This is a genomic window from Amycolatopsis endophytica (assembly GCF_013410405.1).
Lineage (GTDB): Bacteria > Actinomycetota > Actinomycetes > Mycobacteriales > Pseudonocardiaceae > Amycolatopsis_E > Amycolatopsis_E endophytica.
Map to the genome: position 1 here is coordinate 1,176,928 of NZ_JACCFK010000001.1, position 19,389 is coordinate 1,196,316.

At 68.6% G+C, this 19,389-nt stretch carries 20 protein-coding genes and 1 tRNA gene; 3 read left to right on the forward strand and 18 right to left on the reverse strand.

All coding sequences use genetic code 11. From position 1 onward, the window contains the following. Positions 1-13: 13 nt before the first annotated feature. The 13 genes from HNR02_RS05750 to rplJ form a co-directional block, all read right to left on the reverse strand. A complete protein-coding gene (locus tag HNR02_RS05750; protein ID WP_179772149.1) occupies positions 14-913 on the reverse strand; it encodes a hypothetical protein in 900 nt (299 codons plus the stop codon). A gap of 33 nt (positions 914-946) precedes the next feature. Beyond that, a complete protein-coding gene (locus HNR02_RS05755) occupies positions 947-1,549 on the reverse strand; it encodes a hypothetical protein (RefSeq protein ID WP_179772150.1) in 603 nt (200 codons plus the stop codon). 25 nt (positions 1,550-1,574) lie between these two features. Continuing rightward, positions 1,575-2,831: an MlaD family protein gene (locus HNR02_RS05760; protein ID WP_179772151.1), complete on the reverse strand. Its 1,257-nt coding sequence runs from the start codon at positions 2,829-2,831 to the stop codon at positions 1,575-1,577. Beyond that, positions 2,831-4,060, reverse strand: a complete 1,230-nt coding sequence (locus HNR02_RS05765; protein WP_179772152.1) for an MCE family protein — start codon at positions 4,058-4,060, stop codon at positions 2,831-2,833. The genes HNR02_RS05760 and HNR02_RS05765 overlap by 1 nt, the downstream gene beginning before the upstream one ends. Continuing rightward, positions 4,057-5,241 carry an MCE family protein gene (locus HNR02_RS05770; RefSeq protein ID WP_179772153.1) on the reverse strand — a complete coding sequence of 395 codons (1,185 nt, stop codon included), beginning with the start codon at positions 5,239-5,241 and terminating at the stop codon, positions 4,057-4,059. The genes HNR02_RS05765 and HNR02_RS05770 overlap by 4 nt, the downstream gene beginning before the upstream one ends. Then, positions 5,238-6,224, reverse strand: coding sequence for an MCE family protein (locus tag HNR02_RS05775; RefSeq protein WP_179772154.1), 987 nt, complete (start codon positions 6,222-6,224; stop codon positions 5,238-5,240). The genes HNR02_RS05770 and HNR02_RS05775 overlap by 4 nt, the downstream gene beginning before the upstream one ends. Continuing rightward, a complete protein-coding gene (locus HNR02_RS05780) occupies positions 6,221-7,252 on the reverse strand; it encodes an MCE family protein (protein ID WP_179772155.1) in 1,032 nt (343 codons plus the stop codon). Before HNR02_RS05780 ends, HNR02_RS05775 begins: the two co-directional genes overlap by 4 nt. After that, positions 7,249-8,583 (reverse strand): MCE family protein, encoded by a 1,335-nt coding sequence (locus HNR02_RS05785; protein ID WP_312860914.1) that lies wholly within the window; start codon positions 8,581-8,583, stop codon positions 7,249-7,251. Before HNR02_RS05785 ends, HNR02_RS05780 begins: the two co-directional genes overlap by 4 nt. 7 nt (positions 8,584-8,590) lie before the next feature. Continuing rightward, positions 8,591-9,430 carry an MlaE family ABC transporter permease gene (locus HNR02_RS05790; RefSeq protein WP_179772156.1) on the reverse strand — a complete coding sequence of 280 codons (840 nt, stop codon included), beginning with the start codon at positions 9,428-9,430 and terminating at the stop codon, positions 8,591-8,593. 2 nt (positions 9,431-9,432) lie between these two features. Then, entirely contained in the window at positions 9,433-10,227 is a 795-nt protein-coding gene (locus HNR02_RS05795; RefSeq protein ID WP_179772157.1) for an MlaE family ABC transporter permease, read from the reverse strand. Further along, positions 10,224-11,399 carry an ABC transporter ATP-binding protein gene (locus HNR02_RS05800; protein ID WP_179772158.1) on the reverse strand — a complete coding sequence of 392 codons (1,176 nt, stop codon included), beginning with the start codon at positions 11,397-11,399 and terminating at the stop codon, positions 10,224-10,226. Before HNR02_RS05800 ends, HNR02_RS05795 begins: the two co-directional genes overlap by 4 nt. 187 nt (positions 11,400-11,586) lie before the next feature. Beyond that, complete coding sequence (rplL, locus tag HNR02_RS05805) at positions 11,587-11,973, reverse strand: 50S ribosomal protein L7/L12 (RefSeq protein WP_179772159.1); 387 nt, start codon at positions 11,971-11,973, stop codon at positions 11,587-11,589. A 44-nt stretch (positions 11,974-12,017) separates the two neighbouring features. Beyond that, complete coding sequence (gene rplJ, locus HNR02_RS05810) at positions 12,018-12,569, reverse strand: 50S ribosomal protein L10 (protein ID WP_179772160.1); 552 nt, start codon at positions 12,567-12,569, stop codon at positions 12,018-12,020. A gap of 295 nt (positions 12,570-12,864) precedes the next feature. On the opposite strand from rplJ, the gene HNR02_RS05815 reads away from it, so the two are divergent. Further along, entirely contained in the window at positions 12,865-13,782 is a 918-nt protein-coding gene (locus tag HNR02_RS05815; RefSeq protein ID WP_179772161.1) for a hypothetical protein, read from the forward strand. Between the two features lie 52 nt (positions 13,783-13,834). Here HNR02_RS05815 and rplA read toward each other — a convergent pair whose 3' ends face one another. The 5 genes from rplA to HNR02_RS05840 all read right to left on the reverse strand — a co-directional run bounded on the left by rplA (position 13,835) and on the right by HNR02_RS05840 (position 16,586). Further along, complete coding sequence (rplA, locus tag HNR02_RS05820; RefSeq protein ID WP_179772162.1) at positions 13,835-14,554, reverse strand: 50S ribosomal protein L1; 720 nt, start codon at positions 14,552-14,554, stop codon at positions 13,835-13,837. Positions 14,555-14,632: 78 nt separating this feature from the next. Then, positions 14,633-15,064 carry a 50S ribosomal protein L11 gene (gene rplK, locus HNR02_RS05825; RefSeq protein WP_179772163.1) on the reverse strand — a complete coding sequence of 144 codons (432 nt, stop codon included), beginning with the start codon at positions 15,062-15,064 and terminating at the stop codon, positions 14,633-14,635. 77 nt (positions 15,065-15,141) lie between these two features. After that, positions 15,142-15,981: a transcription termination/antitermination protein NusG gene (gene nusG, locus HNR02_RS05830; protein ID WP_179772164.1), complete on the reverse strand. Its 840-nt coding sequence runs from the start codon at positions 15,979-15,981 to the stop codon at positions 15,142-15,144. A gap of 55 nt (positions 15,982-16,036) precedes the next feature. After that, positions 16,037-16,486, reverse strand: coding sequence for a preprotein translocase subunit SecE (gene secE / locus HNR02_RS05835; RefSeq protein ID WP_179772165.1), 450 nt, complete (start codon positions 16,484-16,486; stop codon positions 16,037-16,039). Between the two features lie 27 nt (positions 16,487-16,513). Next, a tRNA-Trp gene (locus tag HNR02_RS05840) sits at positions 16,514-16,586 on the reverse strand. Between the two features lie 179 nt (positions 16,587-16,765). Here HNR02_RS05840 and HNR02_RS05845 point away from each other — a divergent pair. Both HNR02_RS05845 and HNR02_RS05850 read left to right on the forward strand, forming a co-directional pair. Then, positions 16,766-17,992: a pyridoxal phosphate-dependent aminotransferase gene (locus HNR02_RS05845; RefSeq protein WP_179772166.1), complete on the forward strand. Its 1,227-nt coding sequence runs from the start codon at positions 16,766-16,768 to the stop codon at positions 17,990-17,992. 76 nt (positions 17,993-18,068) lie between these two features. Beyond that, the gene (locus tag HNR02_RS05850) at positions 18,069-18,974 is read left to right on the forward strand and encodes an SGNH/GDSL hydrolase family protein (protein ID WP_179772167.1); all 906 of its coding nucleotides are present in this window, start codon (positions 18,069-18,071) and stop codon (positions 18,972-18,974) included. Positions 18,975-19,389: the final 415 nt, after the last annotated feature.

Genomic DNA, 19,389 nt, shown 5'->3' on the forward strand with positions numbered 1-19,389 from the left:
GACGGGAACGGGGTCAGCCGGATGGCGTCGGGGACGCCGGTGGGGCGCCGGAGGCCGGCGGGGCGGTCGTCGTCGGTGTGGGCTGCTCGGAGTTGTAGGTGTTGAGGTCCGACACCTTCCACTTGCCGTCGACGTACTGCAGGTTCAGCCAGAGCTGCGCGCTGCCGCTGGAGGTCTGGTTCTGGTCGGTGCGCGTGGCGGTCTGGTCGACGAACACCATGACCCTCGCGCGGTCGCCCTCGAGCATGACGACAGCACTGCGCGTCGCCTTCACGGTGACCACGATCTTCTGCTGCGGGGCCAGCCGCTCGACCTCGCCCATCAGGCTCGTGTACCGGGCCCGCACCTCGTCGTTGAGCAGCAGGTCCTTCGCCGCGTCCTGGGTCTTGGCGATGTTGTTGAAGTCATAGGAGAACAGCGTCTCCGCGGCGCTGGACCCGGCCTGGCTGACCTCGGCCGTGCGGGCCGTGTCCAGCAGGGCCGTGTTCGACGTCATCGCCTCGGTGTCGTTCGCCTCGATCTTGAAGATCACGGCGGCGGCGGCCAGCACCAGCGCCAGGCCGAACAGGGCGCCGGCCAGGACGTACGGGCTCAGCTTCCGGCGCGGCGGAACCTCGGCGGGCTCGTCAGCGGGCTCCTCGGCGGCCGCGGTCTCGGCGTCCTCGTAGCTCTCGGGCTTCGGCTCACCCGCGTCGCGCGCCTTCGGGCTCGGGCGCGGCCGGGACGGCTCGGCGACCTCCTCCGGAGACTCCTCCGGCGCGGTCTCCTCGGCGGAAGCCTCCTCCGCGACGAACTCCTCGGGCTCGACGGCGTCCTCGTCGTGGGGCCGCGGGCTCGGCGAGGGACGCCGGATTCCGGCGCCGGCGACCTTGGGACGGCGGCGCACCGGCGGTTGCCGGCGAGACGGTGGCATGAGTAGGTCCTCTCCTCGTACGCCTGGCGGCCGTTACTGCCCGCTCACGAGCGGCACGGACCCGATCCCGGAGACCTTCCACTCGTCCCCGACCCGGGTCATCTGCACCTCGAGCCGCAGCGGCTTGGCGGCGGGCTGCGCGCCCTCCTTCGCGACCAGCGTGCTGATCGCGGCGAGGAAGCTCGCCTTCCCGCCGTGCAGGTCCAGTTCCTCCACCGCGATCTCCTGCACGGTGGTGGTCACCTTGGTCTTGGCGTCGGTCATCGCCTGGCGGTAGTTCTGCTCGGTGGCGGTGATCTGGTCGGCCAGCTCCTGGGTCGACACCGCCTTCTGCCGCGCGAAGTAGGCGTCGGGGTCGGTGTAGTCCAGCTCGGTGTACGCCTTGACGGCCGTGTTGCCCGTCCTGATCACGTCTTCGCGGGCCTGCGCCAGGTCCAGGTTGTCGTCGGCCGCGGCGACCCACCACTGGATGCCGAACACGGCGGCCACGATCAGCCCGGCCAGCGCCAGCGCGGCGGAGCCCAGCACCAGGTACCGGCCCGTCCGGTCCTCGCGAGGCTCGTCGCCGGTCACCTCGTACGGGTTCTCCTCGGGGGTGACCTCCTCGGTCTCCTCCCGCGGCTCGTCCGAACTCATAACTCTCCAGACTAGGTAGGTCGGGTCAGGGCAGTCCCAGCAGGCCGCTCAGGCTGGTGATCGACACCGCGGGCGAGCCGGCGACACCGGGGGTCCCCCGCATGTAGGCCAGCTGCTCCTCATCGCGGTCGGAGTTCTGCTGCACCGCCTCCGGCGACGGCGCGACCGGCACGCCGTTGTACGGCGCGTTCTGCGCGCCGCGCACGTCGATCGGGCTGCCCGCCGGCTCCGCGCAGTAGGAGCCCAGGTTCGGTTCGCGCGGGGTGGTCTCCGCGCCCGTCCGGTAGTCGTCCGGGTTCATGTAGCCCTTGGTGCACACCGGCGGGTCGAACAGGTTGAGCGCGAGCCCGAGGTGCGCGGTGCCGTCGCCGGGCGCCACGCTGCGGGCGCCGACGGCCAGCACCGGGTAGCTGACCAGCACCTGCTGGATGCCGTCCTGCCGGGTCAGCAGCAGGTTCGACGTGGTCAGCAGGTTCGCGGTCAGCTCGCCGAGACCGGGTCCGAGGTCGGCGACGAACTGGTTGAGGGTCTGCGCCGCACCGGGCGCGACCTCGATCAGCTTCCGGATGTCGGCGTCCGAGCCCTTGAGCGTCTGCGACAGCGAGTTGAGGTTGGCGCTGAACTCCTTGAGGTTGCCTGCCTGCTGGTTCTGCGTTTCGAGCACCTGCTCACCGGAGTCGAGCAGCTGCACGGTCTGCGGCAGGTACTGCTGCGCGGTCGAGGTGAAGTCGCGCGCGGTGTCCAGCAGCTCCTGCAGGTCGGGGCCGGTGCCGTTGAAGGCGTTGTAGGACTCGTCCACGACGGTCCGCAGCGCGTCCTTGGGCACCGACGAGGCGAGGCTGTTCAGGTCGGTGATGATTTGGTCGGTCCCGATCGGCACCTCGGCCTTGGCCGCCGGGATGACCGAACCGCCCTCCAGGTACGGGCCGCCGTCGGCGACCGGCCGCAGGTCGACGAACTGCTCGCCGACGGCGGACCGGTTCGCGACGACGGCCTGCAGGTTCGCGGGCACCTGCGGCGTGTCCGGCGCGATCTCCAGGTCGGCCTGCAGCCCGTCCGCGGTGAGCCGCAGCTGCCCGACCTTGCCGATGTTGAACCCGCGGTAGGTGACCTCGGCGCCGGTGAAGATGCCGCCGGAGGAGGTCAGCTCCAGCTTCACCGTGTAGCCGGTCTGGCCGAACACCTGGCCCAGCCCGGCGAACCGGATCAACGCGTACACGATCGCCACCACGGAGATGACCAGGAACGCGAGCAGCTGGATCTTCGTCTTGCGGACCAGCATCACACACCCCCCGCCAGCAGGCCGAAGATGCCCGCGACCCCGGTCTGTTGCGGTTGCCCACCGGCCGATCCGGTCGACGGGCCGGTGTTCTGCTGCTGCGCGGCCTGCTGCTCCTGCGGCAGCGGCAGCGGCAGCGGCGGCGGCTGGTTGGCCTGCTGGCCCTCGACGCCGCCGGTCAGTCCGTCCAGCGCGTCCGGCAGCAGGCCGCCGAGCGGGTTCTGCCTGCTGCGGCTGAGGTTCTGCAGCACGTTCTGCAGGTTGAGGTCGATCTTGGCGTAGAGGTTGAAGTAGTCGCCCTTCACGCCGTCGATCGCCGCGTCGGTGAACGGGTAGGTCAGCAGGATCTCCAGCGATTTGGGCAGGTCGGCGCCTGCCTCGCCGAGCTTCTGCAGCGTCGGCAGCAGCGCCCGCAGGTCGGCCACCAGGTTCTCCTGGCTCTTGTTCAGCGTGTCGACGGTGACGCCGGAGAGGTTCTGCAGCGCCTGCAGCATGGTGACCAGCTGCGTGCGCTGCTGCTCCAGCACCCCGATGCCGGGGCCGAGGTCGTCGATCGCGTTGACGATCTGGTCCTTCTGCCCGGCCAGCGTGCTGGAGAGCCGGTTCAGGCCGTCGAGCGCGCGGGTGATGTCGCCGGACTGGGCGTCCAGTGTGGACACCAGCTGCTCGGCGTTGTCCAGCAGCCGCCGGATGTCCGGCTCGCGGCCCTCGGTCGCGGCGTTGAGTTCCTTGGTGATGGTGTTGAGCTGCTCGACGCCGCCGCCGTTGAGCAGCATGGACAGCGCGCCCAGCACCTCCTCCACCTCGACGCTGCGGTTGGTGCGCTCCAGCGGGATCTCGGCGCCGTCGCCGAGCGTGCCCTGTGCCAGGTCGTCGCCCGGCGAGGCCAGCTCGACGTACTTCTCGCCGAGCAGGCTGGACTGCCGGATGTTGGCCAGCGAGTTGGCGGGCAGCTTCACGTCACCGTTGAGCCGCACGGTGACCTCGGCGTGCCAGCCGTCCGGGGTCAGCCCGATCTCCTCGACGCGGCCGACCGGGACCTCGTTGACCTTGACCCCGGCCTGCGGCACGAGGTCGAGCACGTCTTGGAACTGGACCTTCACCGTGTACGGGTGGTCGCCGAGGTCGGCGCCGCCCGGCAGCGGCACGTCGTAGATGCCGCCGAACGAGCAGCCCGACAGGGTCAGCGCCCCGGCCACCCCGGCGGCGACGAGCGCGAGTGCCTTCCTCACTGCGACGCCCCCGTTCCGTAGACGGTCTCCGCGAGCGGCAGCGGCAGCGGCGGCAGTTCACCGTTCTGCAGCGCGTGCACGGTCTGCGCGACCGAGGGCAGCGGCACCGTCTTGTCCAGCAGTGGCGCGATCGAGCCGCACAGGTCACCGATGGCGTCCAGTGCGTCCGGGGTCTGCTTGAGCAGATTGCAGATCATCACGATCGGCGGCTGGGTGAGTTCGTTGATGTTCGCCCGCGCGTCGAGCGTGCCGGAGGAACCGTTGTAGGCGTTGATGACGTTGTTCAGGCCGACCGGCGCGACATCGAGGATCTCGGCGAGCGCGCTGCGCTGGTCCACCAGCACCTTCGTCACGCTGGCCAGTTTGTCCACATTGGACTTCAACCGGTCCCGGTGGGTGTCGATGAACTGCTGCACCGTCGCGAGCGTCGTGCCCAGCTGCCGCACGGTGGCGGCGAGGTTGTCCTTCTCCCCCGCGAGGTAGCCGGAGACGTCGGCCAGCCGCGTCTCGAACTGCCGCACCTGGTTGTCGCTCTGCGCCAGCGTCGTGGTGAAGTCGGCGAGGTTGGAGACGGTCGCGAAGAGGTCGTCCTTGTTGCCGGACAACGTCTTCGACGCCTCGCTCAGCTTGGTGATCGTGTCGTGCAGGGCCTGGCCGTTGCCGTCCACGTTCTGCGCCAGCGTGGTCAGCAGGTCCGAGAGCGAGCCGTTCTGGTTGACCCCGTTGGGGCCGAGCGACTGGCTGATCTTGTCCAGGCTCTCGTACAGCTGGTCGACCTCGACCGGCACCGCGGTGCGCTCCAGCGGGATGGTGGCGCCCTCGCTGATCACCTCGCCGCCGGTGAAGGCCGGGGCGAGCTGCACGTACCGGTCGCTGACCAGGGACGGCGCGATGATCGCGGCCTGCGCGTCGGCCGGGACCCGCACCGACCGGTCGTACTCCATCTCGACCCGGACCCGGTCGCCCATCGGCTGCACCGAGGTCACCTCGCCCATCTCGACGCCGAGCACGCGCACGCTGTTGCCGACGTAGAGACCGGTCGCGCCGGTGAAGTACGCGGTCAGGTGCTTCTTGTCGGCGTCCTTGAGCGTCCACCACAGCACACCGGCCACGACCAGACCGAGCACACAGGCCGCGGCCACACCGCGCGCCAGCGATCGTCCGAAGCGGGTTTCGGTCATTTCTGGTTGCACCCCTCTTCGTTCAGGGGTCCGACCGACGGCAGGATCAGGCCGCAGATGTAGTTGTCGAACCAGTGCCCGTTGCCGACGGTGTTGGTGAACACGCGGATGTAGGGCGCGAAGCGGGCGATGCCCTGAGCCAGCGAGTCCTGGTTGCGCTGCAGCATCCCGGTCAGCTGGTCCAGCGAGGTCAGCACCGGCGTCAGTTGCGCGTCGTTGTCGGTGACGAGTCCCTGCAACTGCCGGGACAGCTCCTGCGCACCGGTCAGCAGCGTCGAGATCGCCTGTTCCCGCGCCGCGACCTCCTGCAGCACCAGGTTCCCGTCCTGCAGCAGGCGCGTCAGCTGCTGGTCGCGATCGGCCAGCGTCCGCGAGATCTGGTTGGTGTTGCTCAACAGCTGCGACAGCTCGGTGTCGCGCTTGGCGATCGTGTCCGACAGCTGGGAGAGCCCGTTCAGCGCGCCGCGCACGTTGTCCGAGGTGCCCGACAGGGTTTCGGACAGCACGTCGAACGATTGGGCCAGCTGGTCCGTGTCGATGTCCTCGACGGTCGTGGACAGGTCCCGGAACGCGTCCAGCACGTCGTAGGGCGCCAGGGTGCGTTCCTTGGGGATCGGCGTGCCCGGGTCGAGGGATGCCTCCCCGACCGGGTCGAGCGCGAGGTACTTCTGCCCGAGCAGGGTCTTGATCTTGATCGCCGCCGCGGTCTTGTCCCCGAGCCAGGTGTCCTTGACCTTGAACGTCACCTTCACCGCGGCGTCGTCCAGCTCGACGTCCATCACCTTGCCGACCTTGACCCCGGCGACCCGCACCTCGTCGTCGGCCTTGAGCCCGGCCGCCTCGGTGAACTCCGCCTCGTACGTCGTGCCCGCACCGATGATCGGCAGGTCGTCCGCGTTCAGCGCGGCGACGAAGGCCAGCACCATCAGCACCAGGCCGACGACCGCGATGGGCACCGGGTTGCGGGACTGGAAGCTCCTCATGCGCCACACCGCTCACGCGTCGCGGGCACGATCGGCAGGTTGATCTCCTGGTTGATCAACGGCGGCAGCGCGACGCTGCCGGTCGCCGAACAGAGGTAGAAGTTGAACCAGGAACCGTAGTCGGCCGTGCGCGCCAGCGCCGTGACCTTCTGCGGCAGGAACTGGATGAAATGCTCCACCAGTGGCTCGCTGTCGTTGAGGCTCTGGGCCAGCCCGCCCAGCGCCGAGATGTCGTTCTTGAGCGGTTCACGTGCCTCGTCGAGGAAGCCCGCGGTCGTGTTGGCCAGCCCGCCCAGCGCGTCGATCGCGTCACCGATCGAGTCGCGGTCCTGAGCCAGGCCGGTGGTGAGCTGCTGCAGCTTGTCGATCAGGTCGGTCAGCTGCGGAGTGTGCTGGTTGACCGCGTCGAGCACGGTGTTCAGGTTGGTCACCACCTCGCCGATCACCTGGTCCTTCCGGGCGATCGTGGTGGTCAGCGACGCGGTGTGCGCCAGCAGGCTGTCGATCGTGCCACCCTCACCCTGCAGGACCTGGATCAGCTCGTAGGACAGCTTGTTGACGTCCTCCGGGTTCAGCGCGCGGAACAGCGGTTTGAAGCCGTTGAACAGCTCGTCCAGGTCCAGCGCCGGCTTGGTGTGGTCCAGCGGGATGGTGCTGCCCGGTTTGAGCGTCTGGTCCTGACCGGTGGTGCCCTGGCCCAGCGAGAGGTACCGCTGGCCGACCAGGTTGCGGTACTTGATCTGCACCGTGACACCGGCGGGCAGGCTGCGACCCTGGTCGACCTCGAAATCGATCTGCGCCTGGCGGCGGTCGACGATCTTGACGTCGGTGACCTGGCCGACCTTCACGCCCGCGATGCGGACGTCGTCACCGGGCAGCACGAGCGTCGCGTCGGTGAACCGCGCGCTGTAACCGGTCGTGTCCTGGGTGTTGATGTTGGCGATGCTGATGCCGAGTACCGCCGTGAACAACACGGTGATCACGACGAACACCGTCAGCTTGATCAGCGGCGCGAGCAGGCCCCTCACTTCACCGTCACCTCCGCCCCGCGGTAGAGCGGGCCGACCAGCAGACCGGACCAGCCCGGCATGTCGGCCGGGTCGATCCCGACCTGCGGGCCGACGAGCTCGGACAGGACACCGAACTCGGCCGCGCTGTTGGCCGGGTTGCCGCCCGCCGCGCCGCCACCGTTGTAGCCGCCGGCGTCGGCGATCGTGTTCGCGGGCTGGAGCCCGTCACTGGCCGAGCGCGAACCGGGCGTCGGCTGCGCGCCGTCCTGGATCGGTCCCTCCGGCGGGTACTGCGGGAACGGCTGCGGGAAGTCCTTGACGTTGTAGCAGCGCGGACCCCGCTTGTCGTCGAAGCGCGGCTCGTCGCGGCCCGGCTCGTACGGCCCGCGCGAGGTGACGATCTCGATCGTCGCGTGCAGGCCGGGCTGGTCCGTGCCCTTGCCGAGCGCTTCGTCCACGAAGGGCACCAGCTCGGCCATCGAACCGAACAGGCACGGGTATTCCGGCGCGTACTTCGCCAGCAGCTCGGCCGTCGGGCGCGAGTTCGCGGCGAAGCTGATCAGGTTGCTCGCGTTGGCGCGCACGAACGATTCCAGGGTCTGCGAAGCGGCGGTCACGTTGCCGTAGAGGGCCTGCAGGTTCTGCTGCTCGTCGAACACCGTCTTCGTCGTCGTCGACAGGTTGTCCAGCGTCTGCACCAGATCAGGTGCCGCCTCGTCGAGGTTGCCGGAGAACTTCGCCAGCTCGCGCAGGTTCTCCTGCAACTGCGGCAGGTGCGGGTTCAGGTCGCCGAAGTAGGTGCCCAGCTCCGACAGCGTCTGCCCGAGCGTCTCTCCACGGCCCTGCAGCGCCGTGGAGATCGCGGTCAGCGTGCTCGACAGCTTCTCGGGCTGCACGGCCTGCAGCACCGGCAGCAGGTTGTCCAGCGCCTCCGACAACTGGATGGCGTTCTGCGTGCGGTCTTCCGGGATCACGTCACCGGCGGTCAGTGTCGCGTCCGCGGGCTGCCGCGGGATCTCCAGCGACACGTACCGCTCACCGAACAACGTTTTCGGCAGGAATCGGGCGCTCACGTTGGCCGGGATCATCTTCGCCGACTCCGGGTCCAGCGCGAGCGTCAGCGTGGCTCCCTCGGCATCCGCCTCGATCGACTTCACCGAGCCGACGATCAGCCCGCGCACCTTCACGTCCGACTGCACCAGCAGCTGGTTGCCGACCTCACCGGCCTGCAGCTTCACGTCCACGGTCTTCGTGAACGCCTTGTTGTACATGGCGATCGACAACGTCACGCCCGCGGCGAGCACCACGATCATGAGCAGGCCGAGCAGCCTGCGGCGCAAGGTCACCACCGTGTGCTCACCCCGCGATCCGGACCGTCACCGAGGTTCCCCAGATGGCGAACCCGATGAAGAAGTTGATGATGGCGACCGTCACGATGCTCAACCGCACCGCGCGGCCCACCGCCACACCCACACCCGCCGGGCCGCCCGAAGCGCGGTACCCGAAGTAGCAGTGGGTCAGGATGATCACGACGCTGAATATCAGCACCTTGATGAACGAGTAGAAGACGTCTTCGGGAGGTAAGAAGAGGTTGAAGTAGTGGTCGTACGTGCCCGCCGACTGGCCGTAGATGTAGATCACCACCAGCCGCGACGCCAGGTACGACGACAGCAGGCCGATCACGTACAGCGGGATCACCGCGACGAACCCGGCGATGATCCGGGTCGTCACCAGATAGGGCAGGCTCGGCACGGCCATCACCTCGAGCGCGTCGATCTCCTCCGAGATCCGCATCGCGCCCAGCTGGGCGGTGAAGCCGGCGCCGACGGTCGCCGACAACGCCAGGCCCGCCACCAGCGGCGCGATCTCGCGGGTGTTGAAGAACGCCGTCAGGAAACCGGTGAACGCCGAGGTGCCGATCGAGTTCAGCGCCGAGTAGCCCTGCAGGCCGACCAGCACACCGGTGAACAGCGTGAGGCCGATCATCACGCCGACCGTGCCGCCGATGACCGCCAGCGAACCCGAGCCGAAGCTCACCTCCGCCAGCAGTCGCAGGACTTCCTTGGTGTAGCGGCGGATCGTGCGCGGCGTCCACGCCAGCGCACGGACGTAGAACGACATCTGATCGCCGAAGTTGTCCAGCACCTCGAGTGGACGGTGGGCGATCCGCTTCGCCGTCTGACCGATGTTCGCCATGATCAGCTCAGCTTTCCGGGGACGATCTGCAGGTAGATGAGCGTGATCACGAAGTTCACGACGAACAGCAGCAGGAACGTGATGACGACGGACTGGTTCACCGCGTCACCCACGCCCTTCGGGCCGCCCGCGGGGTTCAGCCCGCGGTAGGCGGCCACCACGGCGGCGATGAAGCCGAAGATGAGGGCCTTGATCTCACCGACCCACAGGTCGGGCAGCTGGGCCAGCGCCGAGAAGCTCGCCAGGTACGCGCCCGGCGTGCCACCCTGCAGCACCACGTTGAAGAAGTAGCCGCCGAGCACACCGATGACGCTGACCATGCCGTTGAGCAGCAACGCGACGAGCATCGACGCGAGCACGCGCGGCACGATCAGCCGCTGCACCGCGGAGACGCCGAGCACCTCCATCGCGTCGATCTCCTCGCGGATGGTGCGCGCACCGATGTCCGCGCAGATCGCGCTGCCACCGGCACCCGCGACGAGCAGGGCGGTCACCAGCGGGGCGGCCTGCTGCACGGTCGCGAGCACGCTGCCCGCGCCGGTGTAGGACTGCGCGCCGAGCTGACGCGCGAGCGATCCGAACTGCAGCGAGATGACCGCACCGAACGGGATCGCGACCAGTGCCGTGGGCAGGATCGTGACGCTGGCGATGAACCAGGACTGCTGGATGAACTCACGCAGCTGGAACGGCCGCTGGAAGATCCCGCGGATGATGTCCAGCCCGAGGGCGAACAGTTTCCCGGTTTCGCGGAGCATTCCGATCCCGGGAACCTTGGCCGAAGTGGCCGACGAGCTCATGCCCCACCGGCCCCCGGTCCGCGCAACCGGTCGGTGGTCTCGGATCTGCTCGGCCAGCCCGACTGCGGCATCCGGGCGATCTCCTCCTCGGGCAGCTGCCCCTGGTGGTGTGAGGCCACCGGGCCGGTCGGGGCGGCGTGACGGCTTCCCGTGACCACCGCGCGACGCGGGCTGACACCGTAGCGCCGCTGCTCCTCCGGGGTCAGGGATTCGATGATCCCCTCCTGCGCCGCCGGGGGCAGCGTGTGCAGGATCTGCATGACCCGGTCCTTGCGGCGGATCGCGCCCTGTCGCGTCGGCACACCGGGCGTCGGCTGCATCTGCGCGGGAATGCCGGAGACATCCTCGACGCCGCCCGCGTGGTGACCGGCCTCGAACATCGCCTTCTCGGCGGCCATCTGGGCGGTGTCCTTCTCCTCGGACATGCCGATGGGGCCGTCCATGCGGCCGTTGAGGAACTGCTTGACGACCGGCTCCTCACTGGTCAGCAGCACCTCGCGCGGCCCGAACATGACGAGCTCCTTGCGGAACAGCATGCCCAGGTTGTCCGGCACCGTACGGGCCAGGTTGATGTTGTGGGTGACGATCAGGAACGTCGCGTCGATCTGCGCGTTGACGTCGATGAACAGCTGGGAGATGTAGGTGGTGCGGACCGGGTCCAGACCGGAGTCCGGCTCGTCGACCAGGATGATCTCCGGGTCCAGAACCAGGGCGCGGGCCAGTCCGGCGCGCTTGCGCATCCCACCCGAGATCTCACCGGGGAGCTTCTTCTCCGCACCGGCCAGACCGGTCATGTCGAGCTTTTCCAGGACGATCCGGCGAATCTCCGTCTCGGATTTCTTGGTGTGCTCGCGCAGCGGGAACGCCACGTTGTCGTAGAGGTTCATCGACCCGAACAGCGCGCCGTCCTGGAACAGCACCCCGAAGAGCTTCCGCGTTTCGTAGAGCTTGCGTTCGCTGCACCGCACGATGTCGACACCGTTGATCGTGCAGCTGCCGCGGTCGGGCTTGAGCAGGCCGATCATGGACTTGAGGAACACGGACTTGCCGGTGCCCGACGGGCCGAGCATGACCGACACCTCGCCCTGAGGAAGCGTCAGGGACACGTCCCGCCAAATGTTCTGCCGCCCGAAGGACTTGGTCAAACCCTCGACGACCACCTCGGCACCCATCGAACCTCCCGCAGCTCCGACGCCGTGGACAACACCCTGGCACACGCCTGCCCGGCGTCATGAGGGTGCAACGAGTCAAGTCCCGAGCAGGTTACTCACCAGTTTTTCAAGCCACAATCCAGGTGAACGAAAAAAGCGGACCATCCGCACAGGACGGTCCGCTTTTTCGTGATGCGGAATGCGCGAGTTACTTGACGCTGATCTTGGCGCCGGCAGCCTCGAGCTTCTCCTTGGCCGCGTTGGCGGCGTCCTTGTCGACCTTCTCCAGGATCGGCTTCGGGGCGCCCTCGACGAGCTCCTTGGCCTCCTTCAGGCCCAGACCGGAGACGACCTCGCGGACGACCTTGATGACCTGGATCTTCTTGTCGCCGGCACCCTCGAGGATGACGTCGAACTCGTCCTTCTCCTCCTCGGCCGGGGCGGCAGCGGCACCCGGGGCGGCGGCGACGGCGGCGACCGGGGCGGCCGCGGTGACGTCGAAGGTCTCCTCGAACTTCTTCACGAAGTCCGACAGCTCCAGGAGGGTCAGCTCCTTGAAGGCGTCGAGCAGGTCGTCGGTGCTCAGCTTCGCCATGATGGCGTTCCTTTCCTAACGGGTAGTACGGGGTGGGTGGTGGTTCAGCTCTCGGCGGGTGCCTCGTCGGACGCCGGGGCGCCCTCGCCCTGCTTGTCCGCGAGCGCCTGCGCAAGGCGGGCGACCTGGGACGCGGGGGCCTGGAACAGCGCGGCGGCCTGGGACAGCTTGGCCTTGAACGCGCCTGCCGCCTTGGCGAGGAGAACCTCGCGGCTGTCGAGGTCGGCGATCTGGTTGACCTCTTCGACGGACAGCGGGCGGCCGTCCATGTAGCCACCCTTGATGACCAGGGCGGTGTTGTCCTTGGCGAAGGTCTTCAGGGCCTTGGCGGCGTCGACCGGCTCACCCTGCACGAAGGCGATCGCGGTCGGGCCGACGAACAGCTCGTGAAGCCCCTCGATGCCGGCCTCTTCCGCGGCCCGCTGCACGAGGGTGTTCTTCGCAACCCGGTACTTGGCACTGGTGCCGAGAGCGCGGCGCAGCTGGGACAGCTGGGACACGGAGAGGCCGTTGTACTGCGTGACGACGGTGGCCGAGCTGTTGCGGAAGTGGTCCGCGATCTCGGCGACGGCCGCCACCTTGTCCGGCTTCGCCATGGGTCGCCTCCTCTCTTGGCTGGTTGTGACCGCCGTTTCCGAGGAGCCCCTGAACGGAGAAAACGCCCACGCGCAGCAAGCACGGGGCGTTGACGCGCACCGAGGGTGCGCTGCCTCGTTCCTCCTGCGCGGGCCGCCCCTCCGGGGCACTTCGCTTCGCGTCCGGGACGCGAAGAACCAGCGGTCTTCGGTAGAACCGCCGTCCATAATACATGTCCCTTGACAACCGGCGGCGCCACCCGTGAAGCCTCGATGCGTAGTGACCTCGCCACGGCGCGCAAGGCATCATGAGCGGGTGGTGGAGCAGCGACCAGGCCAGCAGCCGGACGACGAGCCGACCCCTCCCGGTGGACAGCCCACGCCCGGGGGCGCGGTCGAGCCCGCCCAGCAGCTCGATCCGGAACAGCTGCGCCAGTTCCAGCAGTTCCAGCAGTTCCAGGACTTCCTGCGCTACAGCGAGGCCCAGCGGCAGGGCAACGGGCAGATGGTCCCCACCCAGAACGCCCCGGTGCAGAGCGCTCCCGGCTACGGAGCCCCACCGGCCCAATCGGGCCCGGGCGGCCCGCCGATGCAGCCCCCGTACGGCGGCCAGCTCCAGCCCGCGCCCCCGCAGCTGCCCGCCCCCCGGCCGAAGATCAAGGCCCCCCGCTGGGCGAAGCGCCTCGCGGGCAAGCTGCTGTCGGCGTTCCTGTTCCTGCTGGTGCTGGTGATCGCCGGAACCCTGCTGTACCGCCACTTCTTCCCCGAGCAGGACCCGGACCTCCCCGCCTCCGAAACCGGCGGCGGCACCTACCACACCAACAAGATCTTCTCGACGGAGCCATACGAAGCGGTCCGGATGGTTTACGCCCAGACCGCCCAGAACCGTCCGGACCTCGCCTGCGGGTCGTTCGACATCCCGGTCCAGCAGAAGTTCGCCGAGGACCTCGGTTATCCCGACTGCCAGCAGGCCGTCTTCGCTCTGAAGGGGCAGGTCACGGATATCAACGAGTACGCCGAGTCGATTCCGAGCTCGGTATCCGAGCCGCCGCCCGGCGACACAGTGACGATCGACTCGTGCCGCTTCACCATTCGGGGCGGGCCTGCACTGGGGACATTCATGGTGCAGCGCGTCGAAAAGGGACAGTGGCTCATCACCGGCCACGAACCGGGCCCGATGACCTGTCCGCCACCGAGCACCACAAGCACTCCGGCAACCTCGACCAGCCGATGACGAAGGGCCCCGGTGCATGCACCAGGGCCCTTCGTGAACAGCTACAGCCGGATCAGACCGCTGCTTCCTCGGTGAGCAGGTTGCGCGTCCGGGCCGGGTCGACGGGGATTCCGCGGCCCATCGTGGTCGAGACGACGACCTTCTTGACGTAGCGGCCCTTCGCGGCGGACGGCTTGGCCCGCATGATCTCGTCGAGCGCGGCGGCGTAGTTCTCCACCAGCTTCTCGACCTCGAAGGACGTCTTGCCGATCACCAGGTGCAGGTTGGCCTGCTTGTCGACCCGGAAGTCGATCTTGCCGCCCTTGATCTCGGTCACGGCCTTCGCGACGTCGGGGGTGACGGTGCCGCTCTTGGGGTTCGGCATCAGGCCACGCGGGCCCAGGATGCGGGCGATCCGCCCGACCTTCGCCATCTGGTCCGGCGTCGCGACAGCGGCGTCGAAGTCGAGCCAGCCACCCTGGATGCGCTCGATCAGGTCGTCGCTGCCGACCGCGTCCGCACCGGCGGCCTCGGCCTGCGCGGCCTTGTCACCGACGGCGAACGCGATCACGCGGACGGTCTTACCGGTACCGTGCGGCAGGTTCACGGTGCCGCGGACCATCTGGTCGGCCTTGCGGGGGTCGACGCCGAGGCGCATCGCGACCTCGACCGTCTCGTCCATCTTGGACTTGGAAAGTTCCTTCGCGAGCTTCACGGCCTCCAGCGGCGCGTACAGCCGCGTGCGGTCGATCTGCTCAGCGGTCTGGCGGTAGACCTTGCTGCGCTTTGCCATGTCTGTCCTTAACTAGAAAAGTGGATCAGTTGTGGTGACGAGCCAGCGCGTGGCTCTCCCACTGCAAGCCCCGAGGGCTTATTCGACCGTGATGCCCATCGAACGGGCGGTACCGGCGATGATCTTGGCCGCTTGCTCGACGTCGTTGGCGTTGAGGTCCGACTTCTTGGTCTCGGCGATCTCGCGCACCTGGTCCCAGGTCACCTTGGCGACCTTGGTCTTGTGCGGCTCGGCCGAGCCCTTGTCGACACCCGCGGCCTTGAGCAGCAGACGGGCGGCCGGCGGCGTCTTCAGCTTGAAGTCGAACGACCGGTCTTCGTACACGGAGATCTCGACCGGCACCACGTTGCCGCGCTGCGATTCGGTCGCGGCGTTGTAGGCCTTGCAGAACTCCATGATGTTGACGCCGTGCTGACCCAGCGCGGGGCCGACCGGCGGAGCCGGGTTCGCGGCACCCGCCTGAATCTGCAGCTTGATGATCGCTGCAAGCTTCTTCTTCTTGGGTGGCATTCCTAGTTCCTATTCACTACCGAGTACCCCACGCGCCTGCCTGCGCGCGAGGGCCAACGATCCAGTCTACTGGACCGTCAGATCTTGGCGACCTGCGTGAACGACAGCTCGACCGGCGTCTCACGGCCGAAGATCGACACCAGGACCTTCAACTTCTGCGCGTCCGCGTTGACCTCGCTGATCGTCGCGGGCAGCGTGGCGAACGGGCCGTCCATGACGGTGACCGACTCGCCGACCTCGAAGTCGACCTCGACCGCCGGGGCGCCCAGCGCGGTCTTCGCCGCGCCCGGCTCGCCCTTGCCCTTGGCGGGGGCGGCCTTCTCGACCTTCGGGGCCAGGAACTTCAGCACCTCGTCGATGCTCAGCGGCGACGGCTTCGACGTCGCACCCACGAAGCCGGTGACGCCCGGGGTGTTGCGGACCGCGCTCCAGGACGCGTCGTTCAGCTCCATCCGGACCAGGATGTAGCCGGGCAGCACCTTCTGCTGCACCTGGCGGGGCTGACCGTTCTTGATCTGGGTGACCTCTTCGGTCGGGACTTCGATCTGGAAGATGTAGTCCTCGACGTCCAGCGTGGTGGTACGGGTCTCGAGGTTGTTCTTGACCTTGTTCTCGTACCCCGCGTAGGAGTGCACGACGTACCAGTCGCCCGGGAGCGTGCGCAGTTCCTTGCGCATCTTCTCCACCGGGTCCTCGTCGTCGTCCTCGGCGGGAGCCTCTTCGACGGGCGCGGCATCGGATGCGGTGTCGGACTCCGCCTCGGCCGGTTCGTCCCCGGCCGTCTCCGCCTCGCCGGATTCGGTGGTGGCGGTTGCGGCGTCCTCGTCGGGCGCTGCGGCCTCGTCCTCAACCTCGGTGGCCGCCTCGACCGGCTCGTCGTACTCGTCGCCGGTTGCGACGCCGTTCTCGGAGGTCACGTTCCGTCCTCTCACTTGATCGCTTGTCGTGTCCGTGCCGGCCCGCGGGACGCGCTCAGCCGAACAGCCAGAACACGCCCTTGCGGAACGCGAAGTCCAGCACCGAGACCAGCGCGACCATGAAGGCCACGAAGACCAGCACCACGGTGGTGTAGGTGACCATCTGCTTGCGCGTCGGCCAGATGACCTTGCGCAGCTCGGCCCACACCTCGCGGAAGAAGCGCACCAGCCTCGCGAATAGCGACGGCTTCTTGTCCTTGCGAGTCCGCTTCGGGGTCGCCCGCCCCTTCTTGACCTCGCCGGCCTTGGACTTGGCGTCAGCGGCCGGGGCTCCGGCCGAAGCCTTGCCCGCGGGACGCGCCTTGTCGCCCTCCTTGGCCGCCTTGCCCGCAGGCCGTGCGGAAGCGCGACGTTCGCGCCGCGCCGCGGCCGTGACCGGACGCGCAGCCCGCTTGGACTCCTGCTCCTGGTCCTTGCCGCCGGCGTCGTTGTCGCTCACGACCACTCCTCCGCTAAGGCACCTACATCGACGCAGGGGTGACAGGACTTGAACCTGCAACCTGCGGTTTTGGAGACCGCTGCTCTGCCAATTGAGCTACACCCCTTCGAGCAATCCAGCCGCTCGCTGGACGCCCTTGACCCTCCCCGCATGCCCTGCGGGGTCAGGCGCCGGACGTTCCAAGTTCGGAAGTCTACGGCAAGCCCTGAACGACCCCGCAACCGAGGGCCTCACTCCGGGCTCCCGCGTGCTTCGCGACACACCGGACGTGCGACTATGGGGGCCATGAGCGCACCCGCAACCGTCACTGCCAGCTCCCGGATCTCCGCCCGCATCGCGGGCATCACGCCGTCGGCCACGCTCGCCGTGGACGCGAAGGCCAAGGAGCTGAAGGCGCAGGGCCGCCCGGTGATCGGCTTCGGTGCGGGGCAGCCGGACTTCCCCACCCCCGACCACGTGGTGGAGGCGGCCGCGAAGGCCGTCCACGAGCGGGTCAACCACGGTTACACCGCGGCCGGCGGCCTGCCCGAGCTGAAGGAGGCCATCGCGGCGAAGACGCTGCGGGACTCCGGCTTCGCCATCGAGCCCAGCCAGGTACTGGTCACCAACGGCGGCAAGCAGGCCGTCTACTCCGCGTTCGCGACGCTGTGCGACCCGGGCGACGAGGTCCTGCTGCTGGCGCCCTACTGGACCACCTATCCCGAGTCGATCAAGCTCGCCGGTGGCGTTCCGGTGCAGGTCACGGCCGACGAATCGACCGGATACCGGGTCACCGTCGAGCAGCTGGAGGCCGCGCGCACCGACCGCACGAAGGTGCTGCTGTTCAACTCCCCGTCGAACCCGACCGGCGCGGTCTACAGCCGTGAGCAGATCGAGGCCATCGGCAAGTGGGCGCTCGAACACGGTATCTGGGTCGTCACCGACGAGATCTACGAGCTGCTGACCTACGACGGCGCCGAGAACCACTCGATGCCGGTCGTGGTGCCGGAACTGGCCGACCAGACGCTGGTCCTCAACGGTGTCGCCAAGACCTACTCGATGACCGGCTGGCGGGTCGGCTGGATCGCCGGCCCCAAGGACGTGATCAAGGCGGCGACGGGCTACCAGTCGCACCTCTGCGGCAACGTCTCGAACGTCTCGCAGCGCGCCGCGCTGGCCGCTGTCGCCGGGCCGCTGGACGTGGTCGCCGAGATGCGCGCCGCGTTCGACTCGCGCCGGAAGAAGATCGTCTCGCTGCTGTCGGACATTCCCGGTGTCGACTGCCCGACGCCGGAGGGCGCGTTCTACGTGTACCCGTCGTTCAAGCAGATCCTGGGCAGGGAGATCCGGGGCGAAAAGCCCTCGGACACGCTCGAACTGGCCGACCTGATCCTGCGCGAGGCCGATGTCGCCGCCGTGCCCGGTGAGGCGTTCGGGACCCCGGGCTATTTCCGGTTCTCCTACGCGCTGGCCGAGTCCGACCTCGTCGAGGGCGTGCAGCGGATCGCCGCCCTGCTGTCCGAGGCGAAGTAACCCGACCTGAGTAACCGGAGCGGCACCTTCCCAACGGGGAGGTGCCGCTCCGGCGTTTCCGGGGTAGCCGGGGCGGGTGGGGAAGAAGGTGCTGATCGGGGTCGTGGTGACCGCGCTCGTGGGCGCGGCGACCGCGGGTGTCGTGTACTGGCGCGGCGATCGCGGGGAGTCGGCCGCGCCACCGAAGCCGCCGGGTTCGGTGATCGGCCCCGGCACCGGCCGCTACGTCGCCCTGGGCGATTCGTACACGTCGTCGCCGAAGACCGGTGCCCGGGCGGGCCTGCCGGCCGGATGTGCCCGTTCGGACAACAACTACCCGCACCTGGTCGCCGCCAAGATCCGCCCCGCCTCGTTCGCCGACGTCAGCTGCGGCGGCGCGACGACCGAGCACCTGACCGAGCCGCAGACCACGCCCGACGGTGTCAACCCGCCCCAGCTGGACGCGGTCACCCCGGACACCACGCTGGTGACACTCGGCATGGGCGGCAACGACATCGGCCTGGTCGGCCTGGCACGGGACTGCCTCACCACGAACAAGGCCGTGTCCCTGTGCAAACCCCGCCTGACCGCAGGCGGCCGCGATGAGCTGGCGACCCGGATCGCCGACACGGCCCCGAAAATCCGCGAGGCGCTCACGGCGATCCACGAACGCGCCCCGCGCGCGCAGGTGGTCGTGGTCGGCTACCCGACGGCCCTCCCGGACGGCACGGGTTGCTGGCCGTTCCTCCCGATCGGCCCGGACGACGTCGCCTACCTGCGCACCTCACTGGCGAAGCTGAACACGATGCTGGCCACCGAGGCCAGACAGAACTCGGCCGGGTACGCCGACACCGCGACGCCCAGCAAGGGCAAGGACATGTGCGCCAAGGCGAGGGTGAAATGGGTCGAAGACGTGGTCCCGTCCTCCCCGGCGATGGAGCTGCACCCGAACGCGGTCGGCGAACGCGGAATGGCCGACGTGGTCCTGGACCTGGTCGACTAGCCCCCCGTTCTCCCCCGGCGAGTCCCACACGAACCGGCAAACACACTGCCCCGACCGGCAAACACGCTGACGCGAACGGCAAACACACTGCCCGGAGCGGCAAACACGCTCCCGACACCGTGTTTGCCGTTCCGGGCACCGTGTTTGCTCCTCCGGGCGCCGTGTTTGCCGCCCGCGCACAAAACCGGCCAGCGACCAACCGCCGCCCGGCAACGAAAGCCGAACCAAGACGTGCCCGGACCTCAGGTGACCGACTACTGCGCGGCGGCGCGCCCAGCCAGCGCCGGAGGCGCTTCCCCGCCAGCCGAAGGCGGCGCGGGTTCAAAGATCAAAAGCGTCCTCGCCGGACGGGCTGGCTCCGGGATGACCAGGGCCCCCGCAGTCCGGCTCACCTTGAGCGGGTGGTCGCTGACGC

Bases quoted from the DNA above. Each gene is read 5' to 3' on its own strand.
- HNR02_RS05790 (WP_179772156.1), bottom strand. From the start codon at position 9,430: ATGGCGAACATCGGTCAGACGGCGAAGCGGATCGCCCACCGTCCACTC.
- rplA (WP_179772162.1), bottom strand. From the start codon at position 14,554: ATGGCAAAGCGCAGCAAGGTCTACCGCCAGACCGCTGAGCAGATCGAC.
- rplL (WP_179772159.1), bottom strand. From the start codon at position 11,973: ATGGCGAAGCTGAGCACCGACGACCTGCTCGACGCCTTCAAGGAGCTG.
- rplK (WP_179772163.1), bottom strand. From the start codon at position 15,064: ATGCCACCCAAGAAGAAGAAGCTTGCAGCGATCATCAAGCTGCAGATT.
- HNR02_RS05800 (WP_179772158.1), bottom strand. From the start codon at position 11,399: ATGGGTGCCGAGGTGGTCGTCGAGGGTTTGACCAAGTCCTTCGGGCGG.
- HNR02_RS05775 (WP_179772154.1), bottom strand. From the start codon at position 6,224: ATGAGGAGCTTCCAGTCCCGCAACCCGGTGCCCATCGCGGTCGTCGGC.
- HNR02_RS05750 (WP_179772149.1), bottom strand. From the start codon at position 913: ATGCCACCGTCTCGCCGGCAACCGCCGGTGCGCCGCCGTCCCAAGGTC.
- rplJ (WP_179772160.1), bottom strand. From the start codon at position 12,569: ATGGCGAAGCCGGACAAGGTGGCGGCCGTCGCCGAGATCGCGGACCAC.
- HNR02_RS05795 (WP_179772157.1), bottom strand. From the start codon at position 10,227: ATGAGCTCGTCGGCCACTTCGGCCAAGGTTCCCGGGATCGGAATGCTC.
- HNR02_RS05760 (WP_179772151.1), bottom strand. From the start codon at position 2,831: ATGCTGGTCCGCAAGACGAAGATCCAGCTGCTCGCGTTCCTGGTCATC.
- HNR02_RS05770 (WP_179772153.1), bottom strand. From the start codon at position 5,241: ATGACCGAAACCCGCTTCGGACGATCGCTGGCGCGCGGTGTGGCCGCG.
- HNR02_RS05845 (WP_179772166.1), top strand. From the start codon at position 16,766: ATGAGCGCACCCGCAACCGTCACTGCCAGCTCCCGGATCTCCGCCCGC.
- HNR02_RS05755 (WP_179772150.1), bottom strand. From the start codon at position 1,549: ATGAGTTCGGACGAGCCGCGGGAGGAGACCGAGGAGGTCACCCCCGAG.